19 protein-coding genes and 1 pseudogene are annotated in these 21,128 nt (G+C 66.0%); 11 read left to right on the top strand and 9 right to left on the bottom strand.

Annotated features, from left to right (window positions below; translation table 11 throughout):
- Positions 1-47 precede the first annotated feature (47 nt).
- Positions 48-725, bottom strand: coding sequence for a DUF4136 domain-containing protein (locus OLX23_RS10590; protein ID WP_264445672.1), 678 nt, complete (start codon positions 723-725; stop codon positions 48-50).
- A 269-nt stretch (positions 726-994) separates the two neighbouring features.
- Here OLX23_RS10590 and OLX23_RS10585 point away from each other — a divergent pair, with 269 nt between their 5' ends.
- The 4 genes from OLX23_RS10585 to OLX23_RS10570 all read left to right on the top strand — a co-directional run bounded on the left by OLX23_RS10585 (position 995) and on the right by OLX23_RS10570 (position 3,899).
- Positions 995-1,864 carry an alpha/beta hydrolase gene (locus OLX23_RS10585; protein WP_264444964.1) on the top strand — a complete coding sequence of 290 codons (870 nt, stop codon included), beginning with the start codon at positions 995-997 and terminating at the stop codon, positions 1,862-1,864.
- Positions 1,854-2,456: a hypothetical protein gene (locus OLX23_RS10580; RefSeq protein WP_264444963.1), complete on the top strand. Its 603-nt coding sequence runs from the start codon at positions 1,854-1,856 to the stop codon at positions 2,454-2,456. The genes OLX23_RS10585 and OLX23_RS10580 overlap by 11 nt, the downstream gene beginning before the upstream one ends.
- 110 nt (positions 2,457-2,566) lie before the next feature.
- Positions 2,567-3,316 (top strand): SDR family NAD(P)-dependent oxidoreductase, encoded by a 750-nt coding sequence (locus OLX23_RS10575; RefSeq protein ID WP_264444962.1) that lies wholly within the window; start codon positions 2,567-2,569, stop codon positions 3,314-3,316.
- A gap of 118 nt (positions 3,317-3,434) precedes the next feature.
- On the top strand, positions 3,435-3,899 hold the full coding sequence (locus tag OLX23_RS10570; protein ID WP_264444961.1) for an RcnB family protein: 465 nt from the start codon (positions 3,435-3,437) through the stop codon (positions 3,897-3,899).
- 185 nt (positions 3,900-4,084) lie between these two features.
- Here OLX23_RS10570 and OLX23_RS10565 read toward each other — a convergent pair whose 3' ends face one another.
- On the bottom strand, positions 4,085-5,398 hold the full coding sequence (locus tag OLX23_RS10565) for a cystathionine gamma-synthase family protein (RefSeq protein ID WP_264444960.1): 1,314 nt from the start codon (positions 5,396-5,398) through the stop codon (positions 4,085-4,087).
- Between the two features lie 247 nt (positions 5,399-5,645).
- Positions 5,646-6,815 (bottom strand): ROK family transcriptional regulator, encoded by a 1,170-nt coding sequence (locus OLX23_RS10560; protein WP_264444959.1) that lies wholly within the window; start codon positions 6,813-6,815, stop codon positions 5,646-5,648.
- A 257-nt stretch (positions 6,816-7,072) separates the two neighbouring features.
- Here OLX23_RS10560 and OLX23_RS10555 point away from each other — a divergent pair, with 257 nt between their 5' ends.
- Both OLX23_RS10555 and OLX23_RS10550 read left to right on the top strand, forming a co-directional pair.
- Positions 7,073-9,733, top strand: a complete 2,661-nt coding sequence (locus OLX23_RS10555; protein ID WP_264444958.1) for a TonB-dependent receptor plug domain-containing protein — start codon at positions 7,073-7,075, stop codon at positions 9,731-9,733.
- A gap of 35 nt (positions 9,734-9,768) precedes the next feature.
- Positions 9,769-11,889: a PKD domain-containing protein gene (locus tag OLX23_RS10550; protein ID WP_264444957.1), complete on the top strand. Its 2,121-nt coding sequence runs from the start codon at positions 9,769-9,771 to the stop codon at positions 11,887-11,889.
- Between the two features lie 87 nt (positions 11,890-11,976).
- Here the strand turns inward: OLX23_RS10550 and OLX23_RS10545 are convergent, their stop codons facing one another.
- On the bottom strand, positions 11,977-12,492 hold the full coding sequence (locus OLX23_RS10545) for an OsmC family protein (RefSeq protein WP_264444956.1): 516 nt from the start codon (positions 12,490-12,492) through the stop codon (positions 11,977-11,979).
- Between the two features lie 236 nt (positions 12,493-12,728).
- Here OLX23_RS10545 and rutB point away from each other — a divergent pair, with 236 nt between their 5' ends.
- Genes rutB through rutA form a run of 4 tightly spaced genes read left to right on the top strand, consistent with a single transcriptional unit; the run spans position 12,729 to position 15,747 of the window.
- On the top strand, positions 12,729-13,463 hold the full coding sequence (rutB, locus tag OLX23_RS10540; RefSeq protein ID WP_264444955.1) for a pyrimidine utilization protein B: 735 nt from the start codon (positions 12,729-12,731) through the stop codon (positions 13,461-13,463).
- Between the two features lie 11 nt (positions 13,464-13,474).
- On the top strand, positions 13,475-13,858 hold the full coding sequence (gene rutC / locus OLX23_RS10535; RefSeq protein ID WP_264444954.1) for a pyrimidine utilization protein C: 384 nt from the start codon (positions 13,475-13,477) through the stop codon (positions 13,856-13,858).
- A complete protein-coding gene (gene rutD, locus OLX23_RS10530; protein WP_264444953.1) occupies positions 13,851-14,657 on the top strand; it encodes a pyrimidine utilization protein D in 807 nt (268 codons plus the stop codon). Before rutC ends, rutD begins: the two co-directional genes overlap by 8 nt.
- A 4-nt stretch (positions 14,658-14,661) precedes the next feature.
- Positions 14,662-15,747 carry a pyrimidine utilization protein A gene (rutA, locus tag OLX23_RS10525; RefSeq protein WP_264444952.1) on the top strand — a complete coding sequence of 362 codons (1,086 nt, stop codon included), beginning with the start codon at positions 14,662-14,664 and terminating at the stop codon, positions 15,745-15,747.
- A gap of 173 nt (positions 15,748-15,920) precedes the next feature.
- Here the strand turns inward: rutA and OLX23_RS10520 are convergent.
- The 3 genes and pseudogenes from OLX23_RS10520 to OLX23_RS10510 form a co-directional block, all read right to left on the bottom strand.
- Positions 15,921-16,268: pseudogene (locus OLX23_RS10520) on the bottom strand (molybdopterin-dependent oxidoreductase); the annotation flags it as partial.
- A 271-nt stretch (positions 16,269-16,539) separates the two neighbouring features.
- The gene (locus tag OLX23_RS10515) at positions 16,540-17,214 is read right to left on the bottom strand and encodes a cytochrome b/b6 domain-containing protein (RefSeq protein WP_264444951.1); all 675 of its coding nucleotides are present in this window, start codon (positions 17,212-17,214) and stop codon (positions 16,540-16,542) included.
- Positions 17,215-17,632: 418 nt separating this feature from the next.
- Positions 17,633-18,316, bottom strand: coding sequence for a TetR/AcrR family transcriptional regulator (locus OLX23_RS10510; protein WP_264444950.1), 684 nt, complete (start codon positions 18,314-18,316; stop codon positions 17,633-17,635).
- A 256-nt stretch (positions 18,317-18,572) separates the two neighbouring features.
- On the opposite strand from OLX23_RS10510, the gene OLX23_RS10505 reads away from it, so the two are divergent.
- Positions 18,573-19,553, top strand: coding sequence for a TauD/TfdA dioxygenase family protein (locus tag OLX23_RS10505; protein ID WP_264444949.1), 981 nt, complete (start codon positions 18,573-18,575; stop codon positions 19,551-19,553).
- Between the two features lie 18 nt (positions 19,554-19,571).
- On the opposite strand, the gene OLX23_RS10500 is transcribed toward OLX23_RS10505, so the two are convergent.
- Positions 19,572-20,495: a TIGR03619 family F420-dependent LLM class oxidoreductase gene (locus tag OLX23_RS10500; protein ID WP_264444948.1), complete on the bottom strand. Its 924-nt coding sequence runs from the start codon at positions 20,493-20,495 to the stop codon at positions 19,572-19,574.
- A gap of 38 nt (positions 20,496-20,533) precedes the next feature.
- Positions 20,534-21,100, bottom strand: a complete 567-nt coding sequence (locus OLX23_RS10495) for a TetR/AcrR family transcriptional regulator (RefSeq protein ID WP_264444947.1) — start codon at positions 21,098-21,100, stop codon at positions 20,534-20,536.
- Between the last annotated feature and the right edge of the window lie 28 nt (positions 21,101-21,128).

Raw genomic sequence — 21,128 nt, 5'->3', positions numbered from 1 at the left:
AACCGTTGCCGGTCCCGCCCTCTTGGGTCCCTCGCTAGGGAACTCGATCAGCTGTTCTTCTTCTCCGGGGCGACGCTGATGCGCACCGTCTCGCCCGAATTGCCGGGGAAGTTGGTGAACATCGCCTCGACCAGGTTCGGCACGACGTAAGGCAGGCGGTTCGAGGTCGAGACCGCCTCGGCCTTGCCTTCGAACAGACGCTGGCCATCGGCGCGGCGGTCGATCTTCACTTCGATGCCGCTGGTGAAGACGGTGTAGCTCTCGACGCCGCCCTGGTCGAACCAGGGGTCGTACCAGCCATAGTTCCACAGGCCCGGACGATAGAAGCCGGGGCCATAGCCGAAGCCGCCGCGATAACCGCGCCACGGGCCCCAGTAGGAGCCGGCGCCGAAGCTGGTCGAACGGACGCGCTCACGCCCCTTGTCGACGCCATAGTCGAAGCGGACCAGCAGGGTGGCCTGGGCCGGCTCGGCAACGGGGGTGTAACCCTGCTGCGCCAGCTTGGCCTCGACCAGGCGCGCATACTGACCGAACTCGATGCCACCAGCCATCGACGGATCGTCGGCGACGACCGCGAAGGTCTGGCCGGAGGGCGCCGGCAGCTGCGACTGGAAGCGCGAGACGTTGGCGTTGAACGGCGATGCGCAGGCGGCCACCGCGAACATCAGCGCCGCGGCGGCGGCGGCCTTGATCCGACCGAAGGAAGATTGCGGATTGGCGAACATCATGGACTCTCCAGGGGAGCCATGACCTAACCGCTTGGCGCCCGATAGTTTTGCGAACGAGCCGTAAGCTGGGACGGCTGAACATCGCTTGAACATCTGGGGCCGAAACGGGGTCTGCGCAAGATGGACCGTGTCGCGAATTGCATCATGGGTGAACGTCCTCGCCGCGTTCGCTTCCGTCATTGCGGAACTGCACGCAGGGGCCTTCCGGCGCGGCGGCGAGCACTCTACAGCCTGACGCAGAGTACGAGAGAGGGGCCGTTCCGCCGATGACCATTTCGCTTCCGCCGATCCGCGCGGGCCGCGCCGCGCCCGCGGATCTGCTCGAGCGCCGCGCGCAGATGCAGGCGGCCGTCGATGCCGGCACCTGGAAGACCGAGAAGCCGCCGGTGGAAGCCGAGTTCGCCGGCTTGCGCACGTTGCGTTTCTCGCCCGACACCGCGCCGCGCGGCTATGTCCTGCAGCTCCACGGCGGCGGTTTCCGTATCGGCCGTCCCGAATTCGAGAGCCTCTTCGCCGAGGCCCTGATCCGCGCGTGCGGAGTCGAGATCGTTGTCCCGCAATATCGCCTCGCGCCCGAGGGCCCCTTCCCCGCCGGCCTGACCGATGCGCTCGCGGCGCTCACCGCCCTGCGCGAAGAGATCGGCGACGCGCCGCTGATCGTCTGCGGCGATTCGGCGGGTGGCGGCCTGGCAGCGTCGCTGGGCCTGCTCAGCGCCGCGGGCCGCGCGCCGCGGATCGACGGACTGGTGCTGCTTTCGCCCTGGCTCGACCTGCGCGTCACCGCGGACTCCTATGCCGCCAATGCCGCAACCGACGCGATGTTCTCTCAGGAATCGGCCGGGGTCGCGGCCGAACTCTACCTGCAGGGCCTCGACCCCACGCATCCGCTCGCCTCGCCGCTGCTCGCCCCGATCACCACCTATCCGCCGAGCCTGATCAGCGTCGGCACCGGCGAAGTGCTCTGGGACGATTCGCGGCTGTTCCACGACAAGCTCCTCGCCGCCGGCATCGATTCGACGCTCTGCGCGATCGACGGCATGGCGCACGTCGCGGTGATCACGGGCCTCGATCGCCCCGGCGCGGCTGAGACCTTCGCCGCCGTGATCGCTTTCGTCGAGAACCGGCTTGCGCGCTGACCGCCTGCTCCTCGCACTGGTCGCACCGCTCGCCCTGGTTGCCTGCGGCAAGGCCGAAGCGCCGCGGCAGAGCCTGGTCGGCGATTTCGCCGCGCCCGGCGACTATGCGATCGCCGGCGATACCCTGACCGTGTGGAAGCGCGTCCAGCAGCCCGGCGGTGCCTGGCGGTTCCATTCGTGGTCGATCACCCCGGGCGGCTCGATCGAATATCTCGAGGAGCTCGAAAGGGTCGGCGCGCCCGAAAATCCCGAGGAAGCCCAGGACTTCAGCGAGCAGCGCCGCAGCTTCACCCTGCCCCAGGCCGAATTCGAAGCACTGCGCGCGCAGGCCGCGCTGCTGCGCCCGCACGCGCTCGGCCCCGAGGATCCGGTCGGCGGCTATGCGGGTGAGGTCTATCCGGCCGGCTGCAGCTTCGATCCCGCCCGGCCCCGCGTCGCCGGGATCAACTTCCTCAACGGCAAGAGCTGGGGCAACTTCGCGCTGCAGGACGGCTGCGTCAGCGACAAGGCGCGCGAGGCGACCGAAGTCATTACGCAGATCTTCGATCGCCTCACTCGCGCCACGCCGCCACCCAAAGCCCCGCGCCGCTAGCCGCTTCGCCCGACCGCGACGATGTTGTACGATCGCCCGAAAAGCCGCTTCCCAGCCCGGCTATTCGCGCTAAGGGCGATGTTGAACACCTGAACAGCGGAGAGCGAATCATGACCTACCGAGTAGCCCTCGTCACCGGCGCCGCCGCCGGCATCGGCGCCGCCTGCGCCAAGCGCCTGGCCAAGGACGGCGTGGCCGTCGGCGTGCTCGACCTTGACGAGGCGCGCTGTGCCGAGACGGTCGAGGCGATCCAGGCCGCGGGCGGCAAGGCGATCGCGCTGGGCGCCGACGTATCGCAGCGCGCGCCGGTCAAGGCCGCGATCGACAAGCTGCGCGAAGCCTTCGGCCCGATCCACATCCTGGTGAACAACGCCGGCGTCACCGACTTCACCCCGTTCGAGGAACTGACCGAGGAACGCTGGGACTTCATCTATGCGGTCAACGTCCGCGGGCCGTTCCTGCTGACCCAGGAAGTGCTGCCCGACATGAAGGCCGCCAAGTGGGGCCGTATCGTCAACATCTCGTCGTCGTCGGCGCAGACCGGTGCGATCAACATGATCCCCTATTCGTCGTCGAAGGGCGCGGTCGTGACGATGACGCGTTCGATGGCGCAGGAATTCGGCCCTTACGGCATCACCGTGAACAACATCCCGCCGGGCTCGGTCATGGGCACGATCATGTCCGAGGCCAATCGCGATCGCTTCCAGATCCCGACCGAAGTCCTGCTGCAGACGATCCCCGTGCGCCGCATGGGCGAGCCGAACGACATCGCCAACGCCTGCGCTTGGCTGTGTCTCGACGAAACCGGCTACGTCACGGGCCAGACGATCGGCGTCAACGGCGGCCGCGTCGTCACCTGATCCGCGGCAGCGCACGCTTCATCGTTCAAGGCGATGGGGGAACAGTATCCTGACAGAGTTGTTTCCCCTCCGTTCAGGGCGCGGCCGGCATTCGGTCGTCACCCGAAAGGAGTATCGAATGAACAAGAAGCTATCGAGTGCCGTGGCATCGCTTGCCGCCGCCGCTTGCGTGCTGACCGCGGTTCCCGCCTCGGCACAGCCCAGACGCGACAGCGACCGCGACGGCCGATCCGACCGTCGCGAATGGAACCGTGACCGTGACCGCGACGGGCGTCCCGACCAGTGGGACCGCTACGACAACCGCCGCGGCTGGAACGGCGCCGCCCGCGCACGCAACGACTGGCGCTGGAGCCGCTACAACCGCCAGTACGGCTACAACGGCTACAACGGCCGCTGGCGCGAAGGCCAGCGCTACTCCTACTGGAACAACAGCCGCTACTACGTGAACGACTGGGGTTCGTACAACCTGCCGCCGCCGCGCCGCGGCTATCGCTACTATCGCGACGACAACGGCGACATCATCATGGCGGCGATCGGCACCGGCATCATCGGTCTGATCCTGGGCAGCCAGCTCGGCCGTTGACGCAAGACCGAACGGAGCGGCCGATCACTCGGCCGCTCCGCTTTCGTTTCCAGTGATCTGGATCGAGTAGGGAGTGTCTGCAGCCACCCCACTCGGCGCGGTGGGCGGCGGAAGGGGGAAGTACCGCTAGCCGAACCGTGCTGACACCGATGTAGGTGGCGACGGATGCAATACAAGCCGCATGGCTAGGCGCGTTTGAGCGCCTGTTCGAAATCGGCGATCAGGTCGTCTGCGTCCTCGATACCGATCGAGATGCGCACCAGGCTGTCGCTGATCCCCAGCATCGCCTTGCGCTCGGGCGCGACCGACAGATGCGTCATCGCCGCGGGATGGCTGGCCAGGGTCTCGGTGCCGCCGAGGCTGACCGCGAGCTTGGCGATCCGCAGCGCGTCGAGGAAGGCGAAAGCCTCCGCCTCGCCGCCCTTGAGATAGAGCGAGAAGGTCGATCCCGCGCCCGCGCAATGGCGATTGTAGATGTCGGCCTGGCGGCTGCCCTCCTCGAGGAAGCCGAGATAGCCGACCCTCTCGACCTTCGGATGTTCGCGCAGCCAGGCGCAGACCTTGGCGGCGTTGTCGCCCGCGCGGCTCATGCGCAGTTCGAGCGTCTCGAGGCTGCGCAGCAGCATCCAGGCCGTATGCGGATCGGTGATCGTGCCGATGACGTTGCGCGTCGCACGGATCGCGCTGATCGCCGCATGCGAACCGATCGCCGCGCCGGCGACGAGATCCGAATGGCCGCCGACATATTTGGTCAGGCTGTAGACGACGACGTCGGCACCGTGGCGGGCCGGCTTTTGCCAGAGCGGGCCCAGAAAGGTGTTGTCCATGACGATCAGCGGCTTGTCCTCGCCGCCAAACACGGTCTCGCGCGCGTCGCGCACCGCCTCGATGTCGACCAAGGTGTTGGTCGGGTTGGCCGGGCTTTCGAGGAAGATCAGCGGCACCCGTCCCGCACCCTTGGCGCGCGCGAGCACCGCTTCGATCTCTTCGCGCGTGGCGCCGGCGGGAAAGTCGAGCCAGTTCACGCCCAGCCGCCCGAACAGCTTGCCGATCAAGGTCTCGGTGGCGGCGTAGAGCGGCGCCGAATGAACGATCGTGTCGCCTGGCCGCGCATGGGTGAGCAGGATCGTCGCGATCGCCGACATGCCCGAGGAAAACGACAGCGCCGCCTCGGCTTCTTCCCATATGGCCAGGCGGCCTTCGAGGATTTCCTGGTCGGGGCCGTTGAACCGGCCATAGACCAGCCCGTCGGCCTGGGCCGCGCCGGGCCCGGTCAGCGCGGCGAAATGCCGCTTGCCCGCGGCCGCGCTCTCGAATGCGAAGGTCGAAGTCAGGAAGATCGGCGGCTTCAGCGCGCCTTCGGACAGCACGGGATCGTAGCCGTGCCCCATCATCAGGGTCGAGGGTTTGAGCCTGCGGCCTTCGATCTTGCGACTGTCACGCCCGGCGCGACGGTCCGCCTTGGTGGGGTCTGTCGGTTTGCCGTCCGCTTCGTCCATCCTCGCCTCCCTCGGCTAGAGAACCTTCGAAGTGGGACTTGGCTCCCGCAGAGGCAAGGCCTGAGATCGCTACGGCAAAGCCCCCGGAAGCGACCTCCGGGGCCTTGATGCCACCAGGCCGGCCGCGCAGGTCCGGTTCACCGTGCGCTATAGTTTTCGAGCCTCGGCCGTACATGAACGAGCGGCAGGTATCGGGGAGTTGCAAGCGGCAATGCCGATCCTGCCCGCAACAATCAGGAGAGAATTCCTATTGCCGCACTCTCTCTAACGCCAAGGCCGCTGCGCCTTTCGCCTCCCAATCAGGAAGCGCGACGGCGAACCGAACTTCGGTCAGCGATGCGACGCCGGGCACCAAGTGGGCGCGAAACACCTCATCGAAACGACCGCGCATGAGTTCGATGCAGCGCGCATCGGGAACCGTTACGAGAATGACGCCCGGGTCCGTCGCGATCACGATGTCCGCGGCAAGCAACGCCAGGTGGGCGGCACCACGCTCCACCACCTCGAGCATCGCTTCGTCACCCTCGCTCGCACGCGCAACGAGCTGACCGAACAGCTCGGCCTGTTGCGCCGGGGCTATGTCGAAGCCATCGACGAGCCCGGCCTGCTGGACCATCCCGTAGATCGAGGCATAGGCCGTGGCGCAACCGTGCGCGCCGCAATAGCATCGTGCGGCGTCATCACCGCGAGCCGTCTTCACATGCCCGATCTGCGGCGCGATGCCGTGCACACCGGTGCGCGGCATGCCCGCGAAATATTGCGCCGAACCGATGGCCGGGCCGATGTGGATCAGGGTGAAGCTGTCGAGTCCCTTTGCCTGCCCGAACCAGTGCTCCGCCCGCGCCAGACACGACATGTGGTTTTCCAGGGTCACCGGCAGGCCGAGACGCGCAGAGACCACTTTCGCGAAGGGGAAAGGGGTCTGCGGAAAGGTCATCATGAAGTGAATGACGCCCTGGTCGCTGTCGACGAGCGCGGGCAGCGACAGGCCGATGCGCTCGATGTCCTTCCGATCACAGCCGCTCGCCTCGATCGCGGCCTCCAGCGTCCGCCCCACCGCCTCGGCCAGATCGTCGAGCGATCCGGCAACGCCGATCCCGGTCTCTATTTCGGTGCCGAAGCGGATGTTGCCCGACAGATCGACGAACGTCGTCCGCAGCGCACCGTTTTCAGTCAAGGTCGCTCCGAGCACGATCGGACCATCCTCGCGGATTTCGAGGAACACACGCGGCCGTCCCGATTGGCCGGTCGCCTCGCGCTTTTCGGTGATGAAGCCACGGCGCAGGAGATCGGCGGTGATCAGCGTGATGGTACCCGCCGCCAGACCGGTCAGCTCCGGCAGATCGCGCCGCGACACGGGCCCGTCGGAGCGGATCGCCTTGAGCACGCGTATTTCGCCGGAGCTGACCATCTTCATAGCGCGACCCTTATGACGGGCGCCCCACGCTTGGAAGCATCGATTTATTTCACACCATGAAATAACCTTGACAGGTCAGACCAATTTTTCAAAAGGTATGACACAAGGTCGACGCAAGCATCGACCGCATCGTTTTTTGAAAGCCAGGGAGATCGATGATGGGGCAAACCACCACTCGTGCGCGTTCGGCGCGAAACGCTTTTCGCGCAGGCGCATGTTCATGGGGACTGGCCCTGGCCACCCTATCCTCGGCAGCGATGGCGCAAACTGCGCCTTCGGAAGAAGCCGAAAACGCGACCGTCGATGACATCGTGGTCACCGGCACCTTGCTGCGCGGCGTCGCTCCGGCGGGTACCAATATCATCGGCGTGACTCAGGCCGACGTACAGTCGACCGGCGCGACCACGACCTCGCAGCTGCTGCAGACGATCCCGCAGCTCGGCGCGTTCAACTCGCTGCAAGCCCCCGCCGGCGCGGGCAACACCGGCACGGTGAACCGGCCCAACCTGCGCAACCTGCCGGGGAACACGACCGCCGGCGGCTCGACCACTCTGGTCATGATGGACGGTCACCGCATCGTCGGCATGGGCGTGAGCTCGACGACGCCCGACCCCGACGTGATCCCGCCCGGCGCGCTCGAGCGCGTCGAAATCGTGCCCGACGGCGGCTCGGCGGTCTATGGTGCCGATGCGGTCGCCGGCGTGATCAATTTCATCACGCGCAAGAAGTTCGATGGCGTTCTCGTCGACGGCCACTACGGCTTCGCCGACAACTACCATCAGCTCGACACGAATGTGACGATCGGCCGCGACTGGGGCAGCGGCGGCCTCTACGTCTCGTACAACTATGCCGAGCACAGTGCGATCCTCGGCCGCGACCGCGATTATGTGCAGCAGTTCGCCGGCACCGACGGCCGCACCAACCTGCTGTGCAGCCCCGGCAACGTGCGCGTCGGCACGACGCTCTACGGCCTGCCGTTCACCACCCCGCCGGTTCCTGCCGCGACGCCGAGGCAGTGCGATCTCAGCGACCTGGCCGCCGTCTATCCCTCCGAGCGGCGGCACTCGGTCTTCGCCGGCTTCAACCAGCAGCTGAACGACGCGATCAACGTCGACATCAAGGCCTTCTACACCAATCGCAAGACCGAGATCGCGCTCGGCGAGTACCTGCCGCAGAACGGGGTCACCGTGACGTCGACCAACCCGCTGTTCGCGGCGCACCGGATCGGCACCGAAACGTCGCAGACCGTGCTGTTCTCCTTCGGAGGGGCCGACGCCACCACCCAGCGCGTCTCGCTGTCCACCTGGGGCATCACGCCGACCGTCACGGCGGACCTCGGCGGCACCTGGCAGTTGCGCGTCCTCGGCAACTACGGCCAGAGCATCACCAACAGCCGCAAGGGCGCGTTCAATTCGACTGCGCTGACTAACGCGGTCAACGCCGCGCTGTTCAATCCCTATGACGTGGCGGCGAGCAACGCCGCCGCGACCGCCGCGATTTCCAACTACTGGACCTACGGCCGCGCCCGGCAGGAACTCTACAACGCGCGCGCCGTGATCGACGGCGACCTGTTCATCCTGCCCGGCGGTTCGGTCAAGCTGGCGGTGGGCGGCGAATACATCGGCGAGAGCTGGGACTCGCGCGGCGGCGATGCCGTTCCGGGGTTCGAGCTGACGGGCACGCCGGCACAACTGGTCAACGGCACGGTGATCGCGCCGGCCACCGCGGGACTGCGCCGGGTCAATCTGTCGCGCAACGTCAAGGCGGCCTTCGGTGAGATCGTCGTGCCGATCTTCGGCACCGAAAACGCGACGCCCTTCTTCGAGGAACTGACCTTGTCGGCCGCCGCGCGCTACGACGACTACAGTGACGTCGGCCACACCTTCAATCCCAAGATCGGTGTGACCTGGAAGCCGACCGATTGGCTGAAACTGCGCGGCGCCTGGGGCAAGTCGTTCAACGCCCCCAGCCTCGCGGATTCGGCGGGCGCCGACATCACCACCCTGTTCGTCCTGCCGGTCGCCGGCTTCGGCCCGCCGGCGGGAATCGGCTATCCCGTGCCCGGCGCGGCCCAGTCGGTCTACGTCGTGCGCGGCAACGCCCCGGGCATCCAGCCGCAGAAGGCACGGACGATCTCGGTCGGCGCGGATATCGATCCGCCCTTCGTGCCGGGCCTGAAGCTCGGGATCACCTATTGGAAGATCAAGCTGAAAGGGGTGATCGGCATCCCGCCGGGCCAGAGCGCGCTTCTGGTCTATCGCGACTATCCCAACGTGGTGACGCTGAACCCGACCTCGGCCGCGCTCAGCGAAGTGGCGGCGAGCGCGCAATCGCTTCCCTTCGGCCCGGCCTGCCACACGAACGCGACGCCCTGCAGCGTCTATGCGATCGTCGACATCCGCAAGAACAACCTCGGCGACTTCAATCTCGACGGGCTCGATTTCGACCTCAACTATCGGCACGAGACCGGCTTCGGCGCGATCAGCCTGGTGGCCAACGCCAACTACGAGCTGAACCGCGAGCAGAAGGCGTCGCCCTCGCTGCCCTTCACCGATCTGCTCGCGGCCAACGCCAGCCGCTTCCGCATCCGCACGACCGCGGGTGCCGAGATCGGCAACCTGCTCGCCCAGGTCACCTGGAACCACAGCGCCGGCTACAGGGTCGATCCGGCAACCCCCAGCTTCGTGCCGCAGACGAAGGTTTCGGCCTACGACGTGTTCAACCTCTACTTCCGCTACGACGTGAAGAGCGAGAACCTGTTCAAGGATCTGTCCTTCTCGCTCAACGTCGACAACGTGTTCGACACCGATCCGCCCGAATACCGTGGGGTCTGCACGTTCACGCCCGGCGCCTGCGGCTTCATCAACGGCAACACCCTGGGCCGCCTGGTCCAGTTCGGCGCCAGCAAGAAGTTCTGAACCGCTCGGGTCGCATCGAAAAAGGCATAAAGGTTATGAACAAAGGATCGACGGCCATCGGCCTGGTCTTGACGGCTGTTCTGCTCGCAGGGGCAGCACCATCTCCACCGGCGACGCCCCAGCCGACGCCCACGAGCCAGCCGGCCGTCGATCCGATGTTCAGCCAGCCCTATGTCGACATCGACGAGTGGCGCGACGCGCCGGTGCGCCACCGCTATGTCCACGGCGGCTTCAGGGGCACCGACACCCGGTTCTCGTTCTACCTCCCGCCCAAGGAGCAGTACCAGGGCCGGTTCTTCCAGCACTTCACCCCGGCCCCCGACAATGAGAACCTCGCCCAGCGCGTGCCGCCGGGCGAAGGCAACAAGATCGGCTTCGCCATCGCCTCGCGGGGCTATTTCATCGAAACCAATGGCGGCGGCCAATCGAACACCGGCGGCCCGGGTCTTTCGGCCGACCCGACGATCGGCGCCTTTCGTGCCAATGCCGCCGCGGCCCAATATTCGCGTGTGGTCGCGCTGCAGATGTACGGCGGCAGGCGGCCTTACGGCTATGCCTATGGCGGCAGCGGCGGCGCCTACCGCACGGTCGGCTCCTACGAGAACACGCGCGGCGTTTGGGATGGGGTCGTGCCCTATGTCCTCGGCACGCCGATGGCGAGCCCGTCGAACTTCACCGTACGCATGCATGCGATGCGGGTGCTCGAGAAGAAGTTTCCGCGGATCGTCGATGCCGTCGAGCCCGGCGGCAGTGGCGATCCCTATGCCGGGCTGTCCGACGAAGAGGCGGCGGCGCTGCGCGAAGCGACGCGGATGGGTTTTCCGGTCAAGTCGTGGTTCGGCTGGAAGACGATGGGCGTGCACGCCTTCCCGGCGATCTACGGCGGCGTGCTCGCGGCCGATCCCAGCTACTTCACCGACTTCTGGACCAAACCCGGTTATCTGGGATTCGACCATCCCGAACAGCTCGCTCCCTATCGAATGCAGCACCAGACCGCGGTCGTGGTACCCATCACCGCGGCCGAGGCCGCCCGGCTCGGAATCAATCCGCGGATCGTCAACGGCACGGTCGATGGCGACGTCGACAACTCCTTCGCCGCGCTCCAGGGCGAAGGCGGCAAGCGGGTGGTGGGCTATCGAATGGCCCATACCCCGCCATCGATCGACTTCCTCGGCGGCGATCTGATCGTCCTGTCGGGCGCGGCCAAAGGACAGCGGCTGTCGGTCAGCAAGATCGCCGGAGACATCGTCGTCCTCGGCATGGCCAGCCAAGAGATCGCCACGAAGATCGCCCCCGGCGACGCGGTCCAAGTCGACAATTCGAACTACCTCGCCGCACAGACCTACCATCGCCATCAGGTGCCGGGCCGCGACTATCCCGGCTACGACCAGTTCCGCGACCCCGATGGCAAGCCGCTCTATCCGCAGCGGCCGATGCTGCTCGGCCCGCTGTTCGCGAAAGGCGCGGCCGGCACGGTTCCGAATGGCCAGTGGGACGGCAAGATGATCCTGGTGGAATCGCTATGGGACCGCGAGGCCTGGCCGTGGCAGGCCGTCTGGTATCGCGACCAGGTGCGCAAGCACTACGGCGCGGCAACCGACCAGCACTTCCGCCTGTGGTTCACCGATCATGCGCTCCACGGCGATTCGGTCGGCCAGGAGGACGCGACGCACACGGTCGGCTATCTCGGCATGCTCCACCAGGCGCTGCGCGACCTCGCCTCCTGGGTGGAAAAGGGCACGCCGCCGCCGGGCAGCACCCGTTTCTCGGTGACGGGAGACACCCAGATCGTCGTCCCCGCCACCGCGTCCGAGCGCCGCGGCATCCAGCCGGTCGTCTCGCTCCTCGCGAACGGCAGCAAACGGGTAGAGGTCGGCAGTGGCCGGCCCGTGCGCCTCACGGGCACGATCGCAGTCCCGCCTGGCGCCGGCTCGCTGATCGCCGCGCAATGGGATCTCGACGGTTCGGGATCTTTCGCAAGCTCCTCGCCGATCGAGCGCAATGCAACGAAGGCGACGGTGACGCTGAGCCACAGCTTCGCACAGCCGGGCACCTACTTCGTCACACTCCGCGGGATTTCCCAGCGGCAGGGTGATGCGACCACGCCTTACGCACGGCTGCAGAATCTCGATCGGGTTCGGATCATCGTGCGCTGACGGACTGTCGTCGACTATTCGCCGTTAGCTGAAGCCGGGACAGCCCCACGAGCTCGAACGCCATCCGTAAGGATCAATCCGACAAGCTCACCGCTCGGTGAAGTCGTAGGATCCGCGTCCCACGTCGATGAGGGCTTCCATGTCGACCATGTGCGTGGTCGACGGCGCGGCCTTGGGCAGGGCGTCGCCCAACCGGGTTTCGATCCGCACACCGCCCCTGAGCGTGTTGTGGACCGGGCATCGATCGGCGATACCCAGAAGGCGTTCGCGCTGCTCGGCATCGAGTTCACCGGAGAAAGATATGCGTCGCACGAACACGTCGGGCTGGACGTTACCTTCTTCGCGGTAATGTCCCACCGCGGTCCGCAGGTCCTTGATGTCCCAGCCCTTGCGGTCGGCATAGAGTCGCAGAGTCATCGTGGTGCAGGCCGCGAGCGCGGAAGCCAGGATCTGATAGGGCGTCGGGCCCGATCCCAGGCCGCCTACATCTTCCGGCTCGTCGGCGAGGAACTGCACCCCGCCCGTCGAAACCGACACCTCGAAACGTCCGCGTCCCGTCTCGGTCGCGATTCCGGCATCCAGCGCCCCGTCAGCCTGCGCCATCCAAATCGTCCTTCGCTAGATTCGTCGTTAGCCCGATGACGCCTTCCGGCGCTCAAGGGACATCACATTCGCTCTCTATGCCAGCTTGCGAAGAGGCCGGAAAGCACGCTGGACGACGGCTACGTCGGCGAGCAGCGAAAAGATCTGCCAAGCTGCCTGGCCGCGCCGCCGGGCACCGAGCACCCGCGATCGTGTGAACGGTTGATCATTTTTCGCGATCGCACGATAGTGCGCGTGTGAGCCAGACAATCGTCGAGCCCGACCCTACTGCCGATCCGCGATCGGTCATCCTCCCCGCACGGCCGGAGCCGATCCGGCTCGGCGCGAAGAGTACCGCGGTCGTCGTCGTCGACATGCAGAACGCCTATGCCAGCCCCGGTGGCTATGTCGACCAGGCAGGCTTCGACGTGTCGCCCGCCGCCGCGGTGATCGGCAACATCGCGCGCGTGCTCGAAGCCGCGCGCGGGGCCGGTCTGCCGATCGTGTTCCTCCAGAATGGATGGGATGCCGACTACGTCGAAGCGGGCACGCCCGCGTCCCCCAATTGGCACAAGTCGAACGCCCTGAAGACGATGCGTGCACGCCCCGAACTGGCCGGCAAGCTGCTCGCGCGGGGAACCTGGGACTACGATCTGGTCGAGGCACTCGCGCCCCAGCCCCAAGATCTGCGCGTACACAAGCCGCGCTACTCGGCCTTCTTCAATTCGCAGCTCGACAGCGTGTTGCGCGCGCGCGGCATCAGGACCCTGGTCTTCGTCGGCATCGCCAGCAACGTCTGCGTCGAATCGACGCTGCGCGACGGCTTCCACCTCGAGTATTTCGGCGTGATGCTCGAAGATGCCACGCACCACCTCGGCCCTGACTTCATTCGCGAGGCGACGATCTACAATGTCGAGAAATTCTTCGGCTGGGTCGGGACCGTCGCCGATTTCTGCACGGCTGTCGGTCAGATGCCCGCCCCAAGCCCCTAGGGAGTGAAGTGATGCCGTTCGAGCCGATCAACCCGCCGCAGTTTCCGACGCCGATCGCGCCTTATTCGGCCGGGGCGAAAGCAGGGAACACGGTCTATGTCTCGGGCGTGCTGGCGCTGGGCGAAGGCGGCGCGGTGCTCCACGTCGGCGATGCCGCCGCGCAGACGCGGCATGTCCTCGACGTGATCAAGATCACGCTCGAAGCCGCCGGCGCGAAGCTCGAAGACGTCGCGATGAATCACATCTTCCTCAAGGATCTGGCCGACTACGCGGCGTTCAACGCGGTCTATGCCGAGTACTTTCCGGGCGCGAAGCCCGCGCGCTATTGCATCAAGGCGGAGCTGGTGAAGCCCGACTGTCTGGTCGAGATCGCCAGCGTGGCGCACATTGGCTGAGGCGGCAGAGCTCTACTATGAATTGCACGGGGCGCCGGATGCACCGCCGCTGATCCTGTCGAGCGGCCTGGGCGGCTCGGCGAGCTACTGGGCGCCGAACATCCCGGCTCTGGCCGAACGATTCCGGGTCATCGCCTACGACCATCGCGGCACCGGACGTAGCGACCGTGCCTTGCCCGACGAGACGACGCTCGCCGACCTGGGCACGGACATGCTCTCCCTGATGGATGCGCTGGGCATCGAGCGCGCGCATCTGCTGGGGCATGCGATCGGCGGCATGGCGGCGCTGGAAGTCGCTCGCATCGCCCCTTCGCGGGTGGACCGGCTCGTCGTGATCAACGGCTGGCCCCGGCTCGACCCGCAGACCGCGCGCTGCTTTTCCACCCGCCTTACACTGCTGCGAACTGCAGGCGCGCGCGCCTATCTCGAAGCCCAACCGCTGTTCCTGTTTCCGCCGACCTGGCTTTCCGAGAACGACGCGCGCCTGACCGCCGATACCGAAACGCATCTCGCGCACTGGCCCGGCGACGCGACGATGGAAAAGCGCATCGCCGCGGCCCGCTCGTTCGACTGCACGGGCTGGGTGAGCGAAATCGCCGCACCGGTGTTGCTGATCAGCGCCGCGGACGACCTGCTCGTCCCCTGGACCAACGCGCCGGCGCTCGCCGAACTGATCGCCGACGCATTTCACCTGCACCTGCCGTGGGGCGGTCACGCATGCAACGTGACCGTGCCCGAACCGTTCAACCGCGACGTCTGCGCCTGGCTTGCCGGCGAAGCGCCGCCCTTCAGGAGCTGAAACCATGCAAGTCGGCGTCTTCGTTCCGATCAACAACAACGGCTGGCTGATCAGCGAGAACGCGCCGCAGTACCTGCCGAGCTTCGATCTGAACAAGGCGATCGCGCTGAAAGCCGAGGAGCACGGGCTCGATTTCCTGCTGTCGATGATCAAGCTGCGGGGTTTCGGCGGCAAGACGCAGTTCTGGGAATATGGGCTCGAGAGCTTCACCCTGATGGCCGGCCTCGCCGCGGTCACCGAGCGGATCAAGATCTATGCGACCTGCCCCACGCTGATCATCCCGCCGGCCTTCGCCGCGCGGATGTGCAACACGATCGATTCGATCAGCCACGGCCGGTTCGGGCTCAACCTCATCACCGGCTGGCAGCCGCCCGAATATACCCAGATGGGGGTCTGGCCCGGCGACGAGCACTTCCGCAATCGCTACAAGATGCTCGACGAATATGCCGGCATCCTGCGCGAGCTGTGGGAGACCGGGCGCAGCGATTTCAAGGGCGAATACTACACGATGGACGACTGCCTCGTCCGTCCGCAGCCCGAAGGCGAGATGAAGATCATCTGCGCCGGCTCGTCGGACGCCGGTCTCGCGTTCTCGGCGAAATGGGCCGACTATGCCTTTTGCCTCGGCGTCGGGGTCAACTCACCCAAGGCGTTCTCCGGCAACAACGAGCGTCTCGCCAAGGCGCTGGAGGTGACCGGACGCAAGGTGTCGGTCTTCGTGCTCGTGATGATCATCGCCGCCGAGACCGACGACGAAGCGATGGCCAAATGGCAGAGCTACAACGACGGCATCGATCTCGAGGCGATCGGCTGGCTTGCCGACCAGGGCGCGAAGGACACGGTCAATGCCGACACGAACGTCCGCCAGCTCGCAGCGCCCGAAGGCGCGGTCAACATCAACATGGGAACTCTGGTGGGCTCCTACGCCAGTGTCGCCAGAATGCTCGACGAAATGGCCGAGGTGCCGAACACCGGCGGAGTATTGCTGACGTTCGACGATTTTCTCGAGGGCGTCGAAGCCTTCGGAACCCGTATCCAGCCGCTCATGAAGAGCCGACGTTCGTCACCAGGCGCCAGCGTCCCCGAATGATCGAGACCTCGGCTAGCCCGGGCGAATGTGCGTGGCGGGCTCATATGCCACCGAACCACGAATAGTCGGGATCGCCGTTGCCCAGCCCCGTGCGCACGGACTCGATCGAACTCGCCGCCGTGATAGTCGTGATGAACTTGAGGCTCTTGTAACCCAGCTGGCGGGGCTCGCATTCTCAAGGGACCACCGAATTCGACGGGCAGAGCACCCCCATTCATGCCGAAGCTCAGCAACGTCTGAGGGTGCATGGCCTCGTCCAGATCGATCGTGTCCCACTTATTGGGCTGAATGGTGCCGTAAGAGATGAATTTGACGCCCGGTTTCAGCCCGGCCAGGTCGAGCACGTGCGCCAGCGGAGTGCCGTGCCATTCCGCGATGTACGACCATCCCTCTTCGCAGGCCACTTCCGTAATCTGGCTTCGCCTCGGCATCTTCCTGAGATCGGCGAGCGATAACGACAGCGGCTTTTCGACCATGCCGTCGACGACGAGCCGCCAGTCGACGAAGCCGCGGTCGTTCATGGCGTGAAACGCCTCGGGCAAGGCTCCGAAGCCGTTCGCAAAGGGCTCCTGCGAGATCATCGTGCGGGGGAATTCGCGCGCGAGCGCATCACCGGTCACGAGGCGGGATGCTCCATAGGTCAAGGTATTGCCCAGCCCGTATGGTCCACCATGATCGGGAGGGATGAGGTCCGATCGGCCCCATACGGCCTTCGCCATCCCGAAGCCCGAAGCGCCGGCAAGCATCGCGATTAGACTGCGTCGACCGATCCGATCCATCGCTACGGTCTTCCTACCCATGTCCGATCGTCATTCCGCGAAGCAGTCGCGAGAATCCCGAGACCTTGACGAGGATGACGTGGACGACGGCAAAGCCGAGAAGCCCCGATACCAGCAGGAAGTGGAAGGAGCGGGCCGATTGCCGCCCGCCGAAGAACTCCACCAATCCCGGCCAGGCCGCCGCGAGATAAGGGGACATCGCAAGGCCGCTGGCAATGATCGCTGGAAACAGCAGAAAGATGACCACGAGGTAGGTCACCCGCTGCAGCGGATTATAGGCGATTTCATCCGTCGGCAGCGGCTCCTTGCGAAGGAAATGGCGAGCGTACTTGGCAACAGTCGCGGAGAATGCCCGCCAGTTCCGGTCGCCGCGCCCTGGGATCAGATCGCGCCTGAAGTGCCCACTGGCAAAGCCCCATAGGCCATAGACAAGCCCGGTCAGAACCAGGACCCAAGCGGCCTCGAAATGAAGATTGCGGCTCCAACCGTTCCGGTCTTCCAGCCGAAAGTCGTAGGCGGTCGGTACGGACCTCCGGGAGGCCGGGATGGGTATGACCAACCATGGCTCATCGTTCACGTTGCCGGTTTCCCCCCAATAGAGCCGGGGATGAGACGTCAGTATGTTCGTGCCGGAGAGTGTCAGCGCAAATACGGCCGCCACGATCAGCCAATGCGAGATGCGCACCACGATCGAGTGCCCCGTGCGATCTCTTGGAGGCATGTCGGGGCGGGCGACATCGCGTAGGGCTCCCTCCTCCAAGTTCCCCGAAGTGGATCCTACGGCTTGGCCCATCACGGCGTTCGGCTTCGGATCAGCGTATCACTCGATCCATCTTCCATCGACGGCGGCGCAATCTCTGGGCGGAATGATCGCTTCGATGTCTTGCCGAACCTCTGCATGTCGATGGGGTAGGCTGAGGCTGGATCGTTGCGGAAGCTGGATATCCGTGATGGGCGACATAGATTTACTCGCGCTTGCCCGCCGGGCATCGGGGGAACGCGGTATTGGTCGATCGCCAGGCCTTGCGAGACAGCCCATCATTGACGCAACACGAACAGCAAAGAGAGCCTCGACAAAGGCGCACCGGTGCAGCCGACCCGCAAAATCACCTCCGCAGCATGCGGGTCAATACGCGCGCCTCGGCGCGGAGCAGGACCTCGGGCATGAGGCTCTCGTCGGGCCAGAGGTGCAGCGCCGCCGCGATGCGGTCGATGGCGCTGACCAGGACGACCGCTTCCGCATTGGCATCCACCCGCGATACGGGCTGGCTGCCAACGTCCGCCTCGACGATCCGCTCGGTTATGCCTTCGAGTATGGGCAGGGCGATGCGCAGCACGAGCTGATTGAACCGCTTGTTGCCGCGATCGGCCTCCATGTTGCGGTAGAGCAGGAGCGGTCCATGCTCGGCCCAGATCGCGCAGTAGCCACGCACGAAAGCGAGCGCATCGTCTTCGAGCCTATCGTCCACGCGCAGGAAGGCCTCGTCGTCGAACAGATGCGAGACGTCCTGGCTGATTTCCTCACAGAGCGCCCAGAGGATGTCCTCGACGTTCTCGAAATAGACGTAGAACGTGGGCGGGGAAGTGCCCGCCTCCTTGCTGATCGCCGCTGCCGAAAGGCCCAGCGGCGAATTGGCATCGAGCAGCCTCCTGGCACTCGCCATCAACAGCGCACGCGTCTTGTTGCCCTTGTTGCCCAGGGCCATGGCCTTCTTGACGAGCTTCTGCCCCCGCTGCGCTCGCTCGGCAGCCGGAACGGAGGCCTTCGTGACGCGCTTGGACCCTGCCATTTGCCGTGCCGCAACCCTTCGAATTGAACCTTATTCAACGCCCTATCCGAACGATGGCGACAAGCAACTGCGATCAGCGTTCGACGGCCGATCAAGCGTGCATTCCGCGATTTCTAGATCTGGCCGGAAAATGCTCGCGCAGGGTCGGCTTTCACCGCACGGCACGTTGGCACCGATCCATAATTGAATTTGTGTCAATTCCAACAAAAGGGAAGCCTCCCGGCAAGGAGCGATGCCCGGAAACGAGGGAAGTGCGATGTCTGCCATCACGACCCGCGACCTGCGGAGCGATCTGAGTTTCGGTTCGATCGTCGAAGGGATCGACTGGACGACGGTGGCGAGCGAAAGCGTCCGCCAGCAGTTGCGCGATCTGTTCCAGGAACGCGGCCTGATCGTGTTCAAGGACGTAGAGGCCACCGCGAAGATGCAGGTGGCGGTCAGCAAGATATTCGGGCCGCTCAAGGACCATCCGACGAAATCGACCGCCCGCACCGCCGAGGACGAGGCCCAGGGCGTCATCGACATGCACGATTCGCCCAGCGACGATGCCGACAATGTCGAGGGACTGGTCGAGATCGACGGCAAGCGGGTCGCCCGGTTCTCGCCCTGGCATTTCGATCACTGCTACAACGACGAGCTCAACTATGCGGGCGTCCTGCGCTCGCCGGTGGTCGCGCCCGAAGGCGGCCGCACCGGGTTCATGGACGGCATCGAATGCTATCGCCAGTTCCCGCCAGCACTGCGCGACCGGATCGAAGGGCTGAACGTGATCTACACGCTCGACACCCGCCTCTCGCGGATGCGCTTCGGTGTGAACTTCACCCCGCTCGGCGATAGCCGCGAAGGGGCCTCGCCGGAAATGCTCGAGGAGATCGCGATCTTCCCGCGCGCCATGCATCCCGCGGTCTGGACGCGCGCGAGCGGCGAGAAGGTCCTGCATGCCGGCCTGTGGATGGCCGTCGGGCTCGAGCACCACGAAGACGAGGCCGGCGACGCCCTGTTCGACGAGGTCTGCCACACGATCAACGCGATGGGATCGGGGACGAGCGCCTACTGGCACGACTGGTCGCCGGCCGACATGGTGATCTGGGACAACCACCGCATGCTGCACGCGGTCGAAGGCTGCGATGCCCGGTACGAGCGGCACACCGTTCGCAGCACGATCCAGGGTGACTACGGCCTCGGCTATTTCGAGCACGGCAAGAAGATCGGCGAGGTTCGGCGCGCCGTCGCCTGAAGCCTCGCCGGGTTCGTCCTAGCGGGGCACTTTCGCGGCAATCTCTTCGCCGAACCATTGGACGTTTTCGGCGAAGGCAGCGCGGCTGGGCGACGGAAGCGCCACGGTGGTCCAGGTCACGCCGGCCTCGGCCAGTTCGCCATAGGCATCGATCGCCTGGGCGACCCCGGCGGGGTCCTGCGGGGCCAGGGCATCGCCATCGAGGCGGCCCATGCAGATCGTCAACGGCTTGATCCGGCCGATCTCCTCGCCATAGGCCCGTGCATAGGCGATCTTTTCCTTCAGATGGGCGATGGTCGACAGTTCGTCGGTGCGCGCGGTCTTGGTGACGACGCCGGCGACGGGGAACGGCGACCAGCCGTCGCACAGCGCAACCGCGCGGCGGATCGCCGGAGCGGCATTGCCGCCGGCCCAGATCGGAATGCCCTCGGCCCGCGGCGGCCGCGGCAGGATCACGGCGTCGCGCGCGGTGAAACGCGGACCTTCGTGCTGCACGGGCTCTCCGGTCCAGGCCTCGCGCAGGATGCGGATGGATTCGTCGGTGATCGCGCCGCGATCGTCGAACGACACGCCGACCGCGGCATATTCGGGCTTGAGGTAGCCCGTGCCGATGCCGAGGATCAGCCGGCCACCGGCCAGGGCATCGAGCGAGGCGGCCGCCTTGGCGACGACGAAGGGATTGCGATAGGCCAACACCAGGATGTGCGTCTGCAACTGCAGCCGCGGGCTGGCCGCCGCGGCCGCGGTCAGCGCGACGAACGGGTCGAGCGTCGCATGCCCGCCTCCCGCGAGCCAGCGGCCGCTGGGCGCCGGATGATCGGTGACGAAGACGCCGTCGAGGCCGGCACGATCGATGGCCTGGACCATTTCCGCGATGCCGCCGAGCGTGTGGAATTCACCCGGCGTGTTCTCGTCGAGCGGCAGGGAGCAGGAAAAGCGCATCGGGAATCCTCGCGAATGGCGTTGTCGGCAGTCTCGGCTCAAGCCGGAGATTTCACCCGGAGCCCGGCCATGCTGCGCATGCATTGCAGCAGAACCTCGGGCGCGGGGCTTGGTATGAGGTAGTGCGAATAGGCGAGCCGCAGGAAGATCTCGGCCGCCTGCTCGACCGAGAGCTCGCCGGCGCGGACCGCGGGGACACGCGCGATGGCATCGCCGAGCAGACGCACCCAGGTCGCGGTCTGTTTCGGCAGCGAGACGGTCAGCGAGCGGACGGTCATGCCCGGCTCTATCAGCGGCGAAGCGACCCCGAAGGTCTCGTCGAGATAGGTGACCAGATAGCGCAAGGCCGCGTCCAGTCGGCCCGCCGGCGTGGTCTCGGTATCGAGGGCCTCGGCCAGCCCCTCGTAGAAGCGCTTTTCCTGATGCGCGGCGATGGCGACGAGCAGGTCCTCGCGCGTCGCGAACCAGCGATAGAGCGTCGGCCGCGACACTCGGGCCGCCTCGGCCACGGCCGATAGCGACAGCTTGTCGTGACTGCCGAGCTCCGCCAGCAGCCGGCAGGCCGCGGCGACGATCGCATCTGCACTGGCGTTGCGTTCTCCCATGGGGCGAGCATTACGCCATCGAGACTCA

It is taken from the genome of Novosphingobium sp. JCM 18896 (assembly GCF_025938095.1).
Taxonomy (GTDB): Bacteria; Pseudomonadota; Alphaproteobacteria; order Sphingomonadales; family Sphingomonadaceae; genus Novosphingobium.
The sequence above is the reverse complement of the archived record's forward strand: the minus strand, read 5'-3'. Positions and strand labels throughout refer to the sequence as shown.

Coding starts and splice junctions, on each gene's coding strand:
- OLX23_RS10495 (WP_264444947.1), bottom strand. CDS start 21,100: ATGGGAGAACGCAACGCCAGTGCAGATGCGATCGTCGCCGCGGCCTGC.
- OLX23_RS10505 (WP_264444949.1), top strand. CDS start 18,573: ATGTCTGCCATCACGACCCGCGACCTGCGGAGCGATCTGAGTTTCGGT.
- rutC (WP_264444954.1), top strand. CDS start 13,475: ATGCCGTTCGAGCCGATCAACCCGCCGCAGTTTCCGACGCCGATCGCG.
- OLX23_RS10555 (WP_264444958.1), top strand. CDS start 7,073: ATGGCGCAAACTGCGCCTTCGGAAGAAGCCGAAAACGCGACCGTCGAT.
- OLX23_RS10510 (WP_264444950.1), bottom strand. CDS start 18,316: ATGGCAGGGTCCAAGCGCGTCACGAAGGCCTCCGTTCCGGCTGCCGAG.
- OLX23_RS10545 (WP_264444956.1), bottom strand. CDS start 12,492: ATGGCGCAGGCTGACGGGGCGCTGGATGCCGGAATCGCGACCGAGACG.
- OLX23_RS10550 (WP_264444957.1), top strand. CDS start 9,769: ATGAACAAAGGATCGACGGCCATCGGCCTGGTCTTGACGGCTGTTCTG.
- OLX23_RS10585 (WP_264444964.1), top strand. CDS start 995: ATGACCATTTCGCTTCCGCCGATCCGCGCGGGCCGCGCCGCGCCCGCG.
- rutA (WP_264444952.1), top strand. CDS start 14,662: ATGCAAGTCGGCGTCTTCGTTCCGATCAACAACAACGGCTGGCTGATC.
- OLX23_RS10500 (WP_264444948.1), bottom strand. CDS start 20,495: ATGCGCTTTTCCTGCTCCCTGCCGCTCGACGAGAACACGCCGGGTGAA.
- OLX23_RS10560 (WP_264444959.1), bottom strand. CDS start 6,815: ATGAAGATGGTCAGCTCCGGCGAAATACGCGTGCTCAAGGCGATCCGC.
- OLX23_RS10575 (WP_264444962.1), top strand. CDS start 2,567: ATGACCTACCGAGTAGCCCTCGTCACCGGCGCCGCCGCCGGCATCGGC.
- OLX23_RS10570 (WP_264444961.1), top strand. CDS start 3,435: ATGAACAAGAAGCTATCGAGTGCCGTGGCATCGCTTGCCGCCGCCGCT.
- OLX23_RS10565 (WP_264444960.1), bottom strand. CDS start 5,398: ATGGACGAAGCGGACGGCAAACCGACAGACCCCACCAAGGCGGACCGT.
- OLX23_RS10590 (WP_264445672.1), bottom strand. CDS start 725: ATGTTCGCCAATCCGCAATCTTCCTTCGGTCGGATCAAGGCCGCCGCC.